Annotated in this window: 11 protein-coding genes; all 11 read right to left on the bottom strand. The window is 61.6% G+C overall.

The genetic code is table 11. The annotated features are described in order from the left end of the window. Positions 1-23: 23 nt before the first annotated feature. The 11 genes from GA566_RS19870 to GA566_RS19820 all read right to left on the bottom strand — a co-directional run bounded on the left by GA566_RS19870 (position 24) and on the right by GA566_RS19820 (position 12,036). On the bottom strand, positions 24-992 hold the full coding sequence (locus tag GA566_RS19870) for a tripartite tricarboxylate transporter substrate binding protein (protein WP_160473802.1): 969 nt from the start codon (positions 990-992) through the stop codon (positions 24-26). Between the two features lie 146 nt (positions 993-1,138). Further along, positions 1,139-1,828, bottom strand: coding sequence for a TetR/AcrR family transcriptional regulator (locus GA566_RS19865; RefSeq protein WP_237380513.1), 690 nt, complete (start codon positions 1,826-1,828; stop codon positions 1,139-1,141). Between the two features lie 198 nt (positions 1,829-2,026). Further along, entirely contained in the window at positions 2,027-3,283 is a 1,257-nt protein-coding gene (locus GA566_RS19860) for an MFS transporter (protein WP_160473800.1), read from the bottom strand. A 60-nt stretch (positions 3,284-3,343) separates the two neighbouring features. Beyond that, entirely contained in the window at positions 3,344-4,102 is a 759-nt protein-coding gene (locus GA566_RS19855) for an Asp/Glu racemase (RefSeq protein WP_160473799.1), read from the bottom strand. Between the two features lie 18 nt (positions 4,103-4,120). After that, positions 4,121-4,570, bottom strand: a complete 450-nt coding sequence (locus GA566_RS19850) for a thioesterase family protein (protein ID WP_160473798.1) — start codon at positions 4,568-4,570, stop codon at positions 4,121-4,123. Continuing rightward, positions 4,567-5,727: an FAD-dependent monooxygenase gene (locus tag GA566_RS19845; protein ID WP_160473797.1), complete on the bottom strand. Its 1,161-nt coding sequence runs from the start codon at positions 5,725-5,727 to the stop codon at positions 4,567-4,569. Before GA566_RS19845 ends, GA566_RS19850 begins: the two co-directional genes overlap by 4 nt. Then, positions 5,724-6,593 carry a VOC family protein gene (locus GA566_RS19840; RefSeq protein WP_160473796.1) on the bottom strand — a complete coding sequence of 290 codons (870 nt, stop codon included), beginning with the start codon at positions 6,591-6,593 and terminating at the stop codon, positions 5,724-5,726. The genes GA566_RS19845 and GA566_RS19840 overlap by 4 nt, the downstream gene beginning before the upstream one ends. Positions 6,594-6,606: 13 nt before the next feature. Further along, the gene (locus tag GA566_RS19835; RefSeq protein ID WP_160473795.1) at positions 6,607-8,313 is read right to left on the bottom strand and encodes an AMP-binding protein; all 1,707 of its coding nucleotides are present in this window, start codon (positions 8,311-8,313) and stop codon (positions 6,607-6,609) included. Positions 8,314-8,364: 51 nt separating this feature from the next. Further along, positions 8,365-9,552, bottom strand: coding sequence for an alpha/beta hydrolase (locus GA566_RS19830; protein ID WP_160474675.1), 1,188 nt, complete (start codon positions 9,550-9,552; stop codon positions 8,365-8,367). A gap of 231 nt (positions 9,553-9,783) precedes the next feature. Further along, positions 9,784-10,842 carry a porin gene (locus GA566_RS19825; RefSeq protein WP_160473794.1) on the bottom strand — a complete coding sequence of 353 codons (1,059 nt, stop codon included), beginning with the start codon at positions 10,840-10,842 and terminating at the stop codon, positions 9,784-9,786. Positions 10,843-11,037: 195 nt separating this feature from the next. Continuing rightward, a complete protein-coding gene (locus GA566_RS19820) occupies positions 11,038-12,036 on the bottom strand; it encodes a tripartite tricarboxylate transporter substrate binding protein (RefSeq protein ID WP_237380511.1) in 999 nt (332 codons plus the stop codon). Between the last annotated feature and the right edge of the window lies 1 nt (position 12,037).

Here is a 12,037-nt window from a genome sequence, read left to right as displayed (position 1 = left end):
GCAGAATCAACGCTGGGCGGGCATCATTCCGGCTTCACACCGGCGTCCGAAATCACCTTCTCCCAACGGAGCTTCTCTGCTTCGATAAACTTCGCGCCATCCGTTCGAGACATCGGCATCGGATAGGTACCGAGATCCTTCAGACGGTCAACAAATGCCTGTTGCGTCAGCGTCTGATTGACGGCGGTGTTGACGCGATCCAGCACTGGCACTGGCGTACCCTTGGGCGCAAAGATGGTGAACCAGCCTTTGGCGATCAGACCCGGCGCTACGTCCTTTGCGAGCGGAATGCCTTCCAGGCCGGGCAAGTTTGTGTCCGAGGTCACAGCGAGTGCCTTCAGCCGGCCGCCACGCACCAGAGGCACGAGCGGCGCAATGCCATCGACATAGATCGGCACATCACCCTTCACGACGGCTTGAATCGCCTGCGTCGTTCCGCTGAAACTGACCTGCCGGAATTTCGCTTTCTGCAACTGCCCCATCATCTCCGCCGTGAGATGGGGTACGGAGCCGCGGGTCGGGCTGCCGATCACGACGTCGTCCGGACGAGCCTTGCCATCCTTGATCACGTCGCCAAGATTCTTGTATGGGGTGGCAGGACCCGCGACAAACATCATTGGCGTGTAGGCCAGCGTGGCTGCCACTTCCGTGTCGCGTTGAATGTCGAACTTCGCTTCCTTGTACATCACGGGCGTCGTAACAGCCGCCGCCGCGTGGAACAGTACAAGGGTGTAGCCGTCGGCCGGCGCCTGCTTGAGCGCGCTCATGGCGACGATGCCGTTGCCGCCGGGCTTGTTCTCGACGATCACCTGTTGTTTCCAGGCGTTCGAGAGCCGTTCGGCAACCTGCCGCGCGATGATGTCCGGTGCGCTGCCCGCAATCGATGGCACGAGGAGCCGGACCATCTTGTCGGGATACGTGTTCGCCGACGCGGGGAGCGTGAAGGCAAGCAGCGTCAGTGCGACCAGCTTCGTTGCGATAGGGCGTTTCATGTTGTCTCCACGTTCTCTGGCGTGCTGGAGACTCATCGCCTCCGCACTTATTGATATACAGTCAAATAGTGATTGTAGTTTTATTGACTGCATCTCAAATAAGGAGATACCACTAGCGCGGAGCATGCTGCCGCGCTAACGATGGACTATGCCGAGCGAATCGTCTTCTTCTTCGGTGCCTTGGCACCGCGCTGCCAGGCTTCAATGCCGTCGAGCGTGAAGCGCAACCCTTCCTCAAATGCGATATCGGACGAGAGATGGGAGAAGGATTCGCTGACGAAGCGTGCGCCGGGGTACTGCTCGGCGGACACTGCTTCAAGCTTGTTCTGAATGAAGGCCTGATGGTAGGCAGGCAATTGCCGCGAGGCCTCCGCCATACTGGCGGCGACGAGATACTGGGCCAGCAAGTGATAGCCCAACGCCACCTGCTCCGCGGAGAACCCGCCCTGCATGATCGCGGACGTCATGCGATTGAAGAACTCGAGTCCGTAGTCGGTCTCGCCGGGCTGCACATCCTGGAACAGTCGGTACCGGTTGTGCGACGCTACATAGTTGCTGACGCCGGGATTCTCTACGGCAACCTGAAAGCTCAGCCGTGCAATGCGCTCGACATCTGCACGCCAGTCGCCGGTCAGGGGTGGAATGCGAAGGGTGCGCTGGCGGTAATAATCGTTCAGCACGCCGGATACGAGCTGGTCTCGACCGCCGAGGTAATAGTGGATCAGCCCGGGCGCCACACCGAAGTCCTTCGCAAGCTGCACCATCGAGATCTGGTCAAGCGGCACGGTCTTGGTCAGCTTGATGGCGTGTTGGAGAATCGTCGTTCGGCTGAGCATGGGCTCGGCACCGATCGGCGATTCCGTCTTTGGCGGGCGTCCCCGACGGCGCGGTGTCGCGCTGGGTGCTGGTTGGACGGTAGCTTTTGCAGCAGGAGATTTGCGAGCGGCGGGCATGGGCGTAGAGCGCCGGACTGGCGAAATTGTTGGTGTGCCAATTCTAGCCGGGTTCGGCGTCACTGCCCCACTCCCTCGCGCCTATGCGGAGGCGGCGGCCGCGTTGGCCCCTGCCCTCACCCCTACGTTGTAGCGCCCGAGCGACAGTACCAGCGCGGCCGACACCAGGAGCATGCACGGCAGTACCAGCAGCGGTACGTCATAACTGCCATGCCGGTCGAACCACATCCCCAGGCCGATGGGACCGATTACGGCGCCGAGTCCGTAACCGGAGAAGGCAATGCCGAACAGCGTCCCGAATGAGGCAAGACCAAAATAGGAACGCACCAGGAACGAGATCAGGTCGCCCTCGGCCCCGATGGTCAGTCCGATAAGCGTCGCCGCCACGAGCAGCGTCGTGTAGTCATGTGCGCCACGCAGCAGGAACACGCCGATGGCACCGCCGACAAAGAAGACACTCGCCACCAGTGGCGCATGGATTCTGTCGATCAGCAACCCCGTAAGCAGACGACCGACAAGCAACCCCACCCCGACCATCGACGCACTCTTCGCCGCCATCGATGCATCGAATCCGCGATCTGCAAATAGCGATGGCAGATGCGGACCCAGCGACAACGTCGCCGCCGAACTCAGGATGAAAACCAGCCAGATCGCCCATAGCCGATAGCTGCGCAAGGCGGCTCGAAGCGCAAGTCCCTGCGGCACACCGGATGACTGGTGGGCTTGACGCGTGCCGCGAAACCGCTCGCGCAGCAACCCGCAGGCAAGCAATGACAACAGGACCGAGCCGAAACCCAACGCGATGTATGCTGTACGCCAGCCGAAGGCACTCACCAGCGCTTGCGCGGTGATCGGCAGGATCACTGTGCCCGCACCGAGTCCGCACATGGCAATGCCGAGTGCCAGTCCAAGGCGGCGGTCGAACCACTGAGGTAGTACGGCGAGATAGCCGAGCACCGACGTGGCCGCGCCGGAAACGCCGATGAGGACCGACAACGCCACCCACATCAGCATGCTGCCATCCTGCAGCGACATCGCCGCCGTAGCCAGGCCGAACACAATGGCCGAACACACGATCACCCGGCGAATACCGAATCGGTCCATCATCGCCCCGACGAGCGGGCTGACGATAGCCAACCCGAACATGGATGCGGCATATGACAACGAAGCCTGGGAGCGTCCCCAGCCGAACTCTGCGGCCAATGGCAGGACGAACACGCCGGCTGTGGCGTTGAACAACGGCGCGTATCCGGCAAGCATCCCCAGTGCGGCACCGAGGATAACGCTTGCGTAGACCCAGCCGGATACGCGGGGCAATGATTTGGGGGCGGTGTGCATGCAGCAGTCTCCGGGGTATGGCGCCGCCTCCGTGGGCGGCTGCCTTTGTCATGCAGTGTTCTAGCGCAGTCCAGCCTGGCTGCCGAGGTACGCGCCAGCACCCGGTGCCTTGGCGTCCAGGCCGAGCCGTCGAAGCATCTGCCGCGCGGTGCACACAGCCGTCGATGTCACGGGGATACCCAGCGCCTGCTGCGCAGTCTCGATGGCCGCAAGGGATGGCATTTGCACGCAAGCCGATAGCACTACGGTATCCACGCCCTTCACGTCCAGCCGCTTGACGTCTTCCAGCAACTGCAGCGGATCGCGCTCGCCCACTTCCAGGTTGTCGAGGATCGAGAAATTGATCACGTCCTTCACTTCGATACCTTCATGTTCGATGTACTCGACCACGGTTTTCGTCAGCGCATCGCTGTAGGGCGCCATCAGAGAGATACGGCGCGCACCGAAATCCTTCAGTTCCTCGACCAGTGCACCGGCCGACGTCATGATCTGCGGAAGATGCGGCGCATCGCCCAGCGCAGCACCCAGTTCCTCGATCACCTGACGGTGATAGCCCTTGCCCATGCACATGGTCGCCACGAGGCACGCCGTGCTCATCACGTCCACTCGTGCGTCGGCCAGCTCCAGCGCACAGCGGCCCATGTCACGGTTCATCTTCTCCAGTTCCTCGGCCACCACACGATGCATGCGCACGCGGCTCGAATGAAAGCTGAACTGTTCGGGCAGCACCTGCATGCGTGCGTTGAAGATGGCGGGAACTTCGCGCTCCATGGTGATATTGGAGCTGGGCACGATCTGCCCGATTCGATACTTCATCATTGAGATTTCCAGAAACGTTCAGAGGGCTGGCGACAGATAGCGATCGAGCACTGCACGCAGCGAATCGGGGATGGGTGTGCCTTCGCGCTTGTCCAGCCGCACACAGATCGGCGAAAACATCGCGTCGAACACTGGTGCACCGTCGGGTCGGCGGGCCACGCACCGAATGTCGAAGGAACGCGTACGGATGGCTTCCACCGTGCACGTGATGTCGATCACGTCGTCCGGCCACAGCGTCCCGATAAACTCGAAGCGCATCGCCTTGCACGGCGTGCCGACACCATGGCTCTCGCCAAGCCTGCCATCGCCACCCGCCATATGCGTTGTATAGAGGCCCACCGCACCCAGCAGATAGTCCGTGAAGCGGCCCGTGTACACGACGCCGGCTGGGTCACAGTCTCCCCATCGCACCGTCCGCCTGACGACGAACGGGCTTTCGCTCAGCACATACTCGGTGGCGCGAATCATGACTGCCCTTCCGCGGCCACCGCCTTGACACCACCCGCAGCAAGCTCGGCCATCAGCGCGGGAAACTGCGCGCGCATACGTTCGATGTCGATGCGACCAGTGCGCGTCATGAAGCGGAACACGAACTCGTACGGCGTAGGCAGGTCCATCCATTCGCGGATGCGCTCGTACCAGTTGTACGAAGCCTCCGAGGCGCTGATCAGCTTGGCCTTCTCGGGCTTGCGTACGGCCTCGTACTGTGCCAATGCAGCCGGTACGCTTTCCGGATGCGCGACGATGGCGTCTGCCAATGCCATGGCGTCCTCCATCGCAATGCGTGTCCCCGAGCCGATCGAGAAGTGCGCGCTGGTCAGGGCATCACCGATCAATACCTGCTTGCCGACATGCCAGTTGGCATTGAGGATGACCGGAAACTGGCGCCAGATCGAGTTGTTGGATACCAGTCCGTGTCCGGCCAATTCTGGCGCGAATACCTTCTCGAACAGCGCCTGCCGTGCTTCCGCGCTCATCTCCTCCATACCGAAATCGAGCCAGGTCTGATGGTCGCATTCGGCCACGAAGGTACTCATCGCATCGGAGTACGGGTAGTAATGCGCCACGAAGTAGCCGCCCGCATGCTTGCGGAACACCAGTGCCGGACTTGCGAACGGCTTGGCTACACCGAACCATGCGAAGTGGTTCGTCAACGTGCGACGCGTCGTGCCGAAGGCTGCTTCGCTCGCCGTCCGCACTTGCGAACCAATGCCGTCTGCGCCCACCACGAGATCGGCGTCGAGACTGTCGAAGTCGGCGATGCGCTTGTTGTACGTCACGCGTACCCCAAGCTCCTTGGCACGTTCCTGCAGTACGGACAGCAGACTGATGCGCGGAATGGCGCCGCCCCCTGCTCCGGGCTTTTTCATTACGATGGGATGCTCGTGGCTGACGATCGAATGTTGATCATTGAATCGCATCACCTTCGCCAGGCGATCGACCACGGTCGGTGACGCAGACCGCAGGTTCGACAATCCAGTATCTGCCAGCACCACGCCGAAGCCAAACGTCGCGTCTTCCGGGTTCTGTTCGAAAACGTCAATGTCGACACTCGACATCCGCTCCTTGAGCAGAATCGACAGGAACAACCCGGACGGGCCACCGCCAATAATGGCTACCTTCATTGCGCGCTCCCCGGAGCGACGACCAGCGCGTCCATGTCGAACTGGCGAATGTTGCCGGCCAGGCCACCCGTCAGCGCGCCGTACCAGACTGCAGGCTTGAAGCCGAGCTCCTTGCGGCGGAACTGCAGGCCGGGATTGCCATCGATCCGTACGTAGCCGTTGCCGAGTTCGACCGCGTGATAGCCCTCGGTCTTGCGAGCCACGTCGATCAGCGGCGCGAACTCGGGGACGTCGAGCACGTAGACCGACGCCTTGTCGCCGTCCGGCATGGCGCGCTCGATGCGCTCCGCCTTGCGCTGCCAGACCGGTTCGATCGACGTGAATGCAGCACCCTCATCGCGTGCCCGCTCCAGCTCGATCGCCGAATCGATCGTGAACGCAGCGTCCTCCCGGTCCGCATCGTTGAAGGGCCGGACCTGCCAGGTGATTTCGATCGGATAGCCGTTGGGGTCGTTGAAGTAGATCGACTCGATGACTTCGTGGCGAATCTGATAGCGCAGTGGAATGCCGACCGCCTCGACGCGTTGGCGCCATTGCAGCAACTCGGCTTCGTCACGCACGCGCCATGCGGTGTGCGTGGCGCGGTCCTGGTAGTGCTCGCGCACCGTCAGCCATTCCGGCCGCTCCGTGCCGATGTAGTAGAAGAAGGCGATCGTGCTGCCGTTTCCGCTATCGAAGAAAAAGTGCAGGAAATCCGCGTGGTTGTCCGGTCCCCAGCCTTTTGCGGAAATGGCATGTACCAGTGGCAGGCCGAGCAGATCGCGATAGAAGTGTACGGTCTCGGTCAGCTTCCAGGTCGGGCGGGCGGTGTGATGGACACCATGCAATTCGACGACCGGAACGGCGGCTTGAGTGGATGTGTTCATGTCTCTTCCTTCTTCACTTTGCCTGTTGAGCAATGACTTTGTCGGCTTCGGCGCGAAGCATCTCGACGATGCGATCGCGCAGCAGCACCTTGCTGAGCTTTCCCGACGCGGTCAGCGGAAACTCTGGGATGACTTCGAGCCGTTCGGGCCATTTGAATTTGGCGAGACCGGCTTCCTGCAGGTACTGGGTCAGCTCGGCCAGCGTGAGGCCCGAGCCCGACGCCGCAGGCTTCAGCAGCACGAACGCACACACCCGTTCTCCATAGACCTTGTCGGGCATGCCAACGACGGCAGAAGCCAGGATTGCGGGATGCTGGTTGATGACGTTCTCCAGTTCCTCCGCATTGATTTTTTCTCCACCGCGATCGACCACATCCTTGATGCGGCCACGGAAGAAGAAATACCGCTTGCCGTCCACCACCTGGGAGGACATCAGATCCCCTGACCGGTAGAAGCCATCGGGAGTGAAGCGCGTCACATCTTCCTTTTCGGACTTGTAGTAGCCGCGGATCGTGTACGGGCCGCGGAACAGTGCCTCGCCAATCTCCCCATCCCCGACAGGGTCTTCTGTCCCGGGATGGACGATGAAAACCTCGTCGCCAGCGGAGACCGGATACCCGATGGACTGCTCGCGAATCTCGGCAGGGTCGTCCGGACGCGTGAACATGATCACGCCCTCGGTCATGCCGAAGATGTGGTGCGTGGGCGATCCGGTCAGGCGCGCCAGGTTGGCCGCATTCTTGGGTGCGATGAAATTGCGGCGTGCCTTGTCTGCGGCCGTGCCACGCAGCAGTTCGGGCGCGATACGGTTCAGGATCGGGCCGGCCACGCCGAACCAGGTCGGCTCATAGTCGCGGACCAACGCTTGCAGCGTGTCTTCGCCGATGTCCGGCGCTACCGTGACTTTGGCGCCGCTCAACAGGAACGGCCCGAAGAAGCAGCCCATGTTGAGGTTGTGCATGTACGGCGTGGGGAAGAACAATGCGTCGTCGGGGCCGTACCCGTTGCATGCAGCCACCGCGCGCATGTTGTACAGGTACTCGTTCTGAAAGCGCGGGATGATCTTCGGTACGCCCGTCGTACCACCCGACAACTGGAACACCGCAGCCTGGAATGGCTCGTGGCTGACTTCGGCAAGTAACTGCCGTGCACGTTCCAGTGGCATGTCGCGGATCAGGTCGGCCAGCAGCACTGCGCTGCCGCGTCGCTCGCCACGGGCCTGGAGGATGTATTGCAGCGTCGGCACCTCGGCCTGCATTTCCTCGGCGAAGGCGACATCGTCGAACTTCGGGTCGTCACCTTGCACAAAATGCAGCCGCGCCTCGCAGAGATTGCCGAGATACCCGACTTCGAGCTTTCGGAACGCCTGTAACGAACATAGCGGGACGATTCCAGCTTTCAGGCAACCGAAAAACGCGAACAGCAGTTCGTTGCTGTTGCCGCACTGAAAGATGGCACGGTCCAGCGGCTTGAGTCCAAGCGCGAGCAACGCGGCGCCCAGCCGGTCGGTCTGCTCGTCCAGTTCCCGATAGGTGTACTCGCCTTCCGGGCCGACCAGCGCCAGACGGTCGCCGTGATCCTGAAAGGACTGGCGGAAAGCGCCAACGAGTGTTTCTTCTGTCAGAAAGCCATCCGCCACGTAGCGGCGCAGACGATCTTCCTCGGGATAGCGCACGCCGTCGAGCAACACCGACGGGCGCACTTGGGTGGGTTGCAACATTGTTGTCTACCTCTGTGTCTCTGTATTTGTATTGGGGGCGATGCTACGGGCTCAGACCATGGTCTCACGCAGCCATTCGACGATGTGTTTGCCTGCCACGCGTTGTCCGGGTTCTTCCTCTCGGCTCAGCGCCATGCCATGGTGATTGCCACGCACGCGCAGATGGCGCTTGTGCTCGGCCGGGATCTGGTCGTAGATCGCGCGGATATCGGCGGGGAACGTGCACTGATCTCCCGTGTATTCGAGCAGCAGCGTGGGCTGATGCAGGGCACCGATCGTCTTGTCGAGCGCCGCATTCGATGACAGTCCCGACCAGGTCGAGAGCCACGACTCGGGCGTCACGACGCGGCCGAATCCCACGCTTCCCCAATTCGAGACGAACGGGTCCTTGCCCCACAGTGAGCCGGTCTTGCGGTCGGACGGATCGAGGGAGATATCCCACGAACGCAGGTCGGCGTCGGTACGCCAGACCTCGAAGATTGGCGCGTGGGCCGCGGTGCGACGGTCTGCATCCGACGCGGCTCCCGCTTTGACCGCCTGTCGCGCTTCCTGCTTGGCCATCAGCATCTTGCGGGCCCGCGCATCGATGCGCGCCACGCGCTCGGTCTGGCCAGCGCGATAGCGTTCAATGAACGCGGGTTCGTAGCGACCCTTGCCTGCTTCGACATCAAATCCGTTGGCTTTCGAGAACGGATCGAGCGTTTGGTTGGTCTGCATCGGATCGTCTTCATCGACGACCGAAGGATCGATGCCGCTCATTAGCAGCTTGCCTTGCCCCGGATGCGGCGACACCAGGATGAAGGCATCGACTTCGGGCATATGCAGTTCGCCGAGATGGGTCGGGCGGCCTCCCGGTGTGCGAGCGATGCGCAGCTCGCGCGGTGTCAGCGCTTGCTGGTTGTAGAACGTGTAGAGACCGGCGCCGCCTGAATTGCCGAGCAGGACGATTTTCTCGTAGCCCAGGTCGCGCAGATGCGTCATGCCAGCCGCGACGTCGAACAGCGCAGTCTCATGCTCCAGCCTCAGATCGTTGCCGATGGAGCGCGGACCTTGCACCCAGCAGGCGCAGCCTGCATCGAGCACGAACGGCACAAGGTAATGCGTGATCGCCATCTCGCGCGGGTGCATCAGCGAGACGACGGTCTTCTCCTTGCCCGTCACGCTGAACAGGAAACCCAGCGTGCGCTGCCCGTCCGCCGTGCCCAGCGCATAAGGCACCATCTGGTACGGCCGGTTCATCAATCGGGCGTCCCAGGAGGCGCCCCGCATTCCCGCCGTCACCTGCGGCTTGTCTTGTTCAGTCACGCTGTCTCCTTCGTAAATGCGACCGTCTCAATAATCTAGTGTTTATTTGATATGCTGTCAAATAAATCGGTGATGAGCGCGGAAGGTGTTCGAAAAAAAAGCGGTGTGCCGCGGTTACGGCACACCGGAAGACGCGACCCAGCCGGCGCGTCCAGTCGACACGGATCAGAAGTTATGCCGCAGGCCGACGACGGCACCAAACTGGTTGGCCCCGGCAATCACCGAGCCGTCGTAGCCATTTGCACTCAGCGCGGATCCCCCACGGTTCTGGGTAAAGGAACCTGTCAGATAGACATCGGTGCGCTTCGAGAATCGGTAGTCCGCGGACAGGACAATTGACATCGGATCCTTGGACGAGGTGCGGTCGTTGGTCTTGTACACCGCGCCGGTCAACGCAAACGCCGGACTGAAGTTGTAGTTCGCACCAAGCCAGAACAGGTCCGTCCGCGTCATCGAGGTGATCAACTGGCTGACCAGGCGCCGGTATCCGACGTAAGCCGTGACAGGCCCGAAGTCGCCTGCGATGGATGCCACGTAGCGACGCTCTGTATCGCCCGCCGTGGCTGCCGAGCGTCCGTTCAACTGATCGTAGACGCCGCCAAAGCGGATATTCCCCATGCTGTACGAGAAGCCCGCACTCATCTCGCGGCCCACCCTGCTGTTCCCCGGCACTTCGGCGCCATTGGTCACGGTCGAGTCGACACCGAAACTGTAGAGCGCTGCAGCCGTCAGCCCCCCGAATTTGCCCGTGTACTTCACCGCGTTGTCGGTGCGACCGGCCAGCCATGTATCGTGGGAATACGAGGAGTACTTCGGCGCGAAGTACATCGGATCGAACGGAATGATTAGATCGAACGTCAGGTTGTGGTGGCGTCCCATCGTGACCTGCCCGTATGGTGTGTCGAGCCCCACGTAGGCGCGACGCCCAAACAGTCGCCCACCCTGCGCCGCCTGTCCGCTATCGAGCACCATGCCGCCTTCCAGCAGGAAGATGCCCTTCAGCCCTCCCCCGAGATCCTCCACACCCCGCATGCCCCAGCGGCTGCCAGCAATGTTGCCTGACGTCATGCGGACCAGGCTCGAAGATTGCCGCGCGGCGTTCGGGACGTGGTTGAGATACTCGATCCCTGCATCGGCCACGCCATACAGCGTGACAGACGACTGGGCGTGCGCGGTCGCGCCGGTGGCCAGTAGCGCACCGGCGATAGCCAGGCTTCGTTTCATTGCTCCTCCGTAATTGTCTTGGATCGCGGCACAACAGGCCGTCGATGTGCTGTCCTGCACCGCGGTCTATTTTCCCGCGGAAATTGACATCCACACAATTAAAGTTACGGATTTTTTGATAGGCCGTCAAATAATGGTTTTCCCGATGCCAACGGTTGACCACGCGAGGGCATCGGGTGTCAAGTGAGCCGCCGCTTAGTTCTCCGGCGTAATCTTCGCGTCCTCAACGATCTTCGCGAACTTCGCTGCATCCTGCTTGATGAATGCTGCGAACTGATCGGGCGACATGGGCGTCGGATTGCCGCCCAGTTCCTTCAGGCGTGTGGACAGGCCCGGATCCTTGAGCGCCTCTACAACGGCCCCGTTCAGTCGGGCAATGACCGGCGCGGGTGTGCCTTTCGGCGCGAACAGGCCGAACCAGTTCTCCAGCGAATACCCCTTCAGGCTCGTCGAATCCGAGATCGCCGGGATGTCTGGCGCCAGCACGCTCTTGCCTTGCGACGTGATGCCGATCGCCCTGACCTTGCCGTCCTTGATGAACTGACGCGCACCGGCGAGGCTGACGAAGGTCATTTCGATATTGCCGCCAATCACATCGAGTAACTGATTGGACGCGCCGCGATACGGCACGTGTGTGAGTTGGACGCCGGCTTGGCGTGCCATCAGTTCTCCAGACAGATGCTGCGGATTGCCGACGCCGCTCGTACCGTAGCGCACCTTGCCGGGATTCGCCTTCGCATAGGCCACCAGTTCATCCACCGTCTTGTATGGCAGCGAGGGATTGACCACCACCACGTTCGGCACCTTGACCACTAGACTGATCGGCAACAGGTCGGTCTGCGGTGCATATTGCATACGGTTCTTGAACACGTACGGATTGATAGCTGTCTCGCCAGCCGATCCCATCAACAGCGTATAGCCATCGGGCTGTGCCTTGACCACGGCCTGTGCGCCGATCATTCCGCTCCCGCCACCTTTGTTCTCGATGACAACGGATTGGCCCAATGTCGTGCGCAGCTTCTCGGCGAGCACGCGCGCCATCGCATCGACGCCGCCGCCAGCCGAGAACGGAACGACGATGGTGATGGGCCGAGATGGGTAGTTTCCCGCCTGTGCCACGGCGGCACCGGAGGCCACGGCGATGCATGCCATGGAAATGAAGCGGAACGTCGAGACAAATCGATTGCGTTTCATG

The organism is Cupriavidus sp. SW-Y-13 (assembly GCF_009793345.1).
Taxonomy (GTDB): Bacteria; Pseudomonadota; Gammaproteobacteria; order Burkholderiales; family Burkholderiaceae; genus Cupriavidus.
Note: the sequence above shows the minus strand (reverse complement) of the source record. Positions and strands in the feature narration are given on the sequence as shown.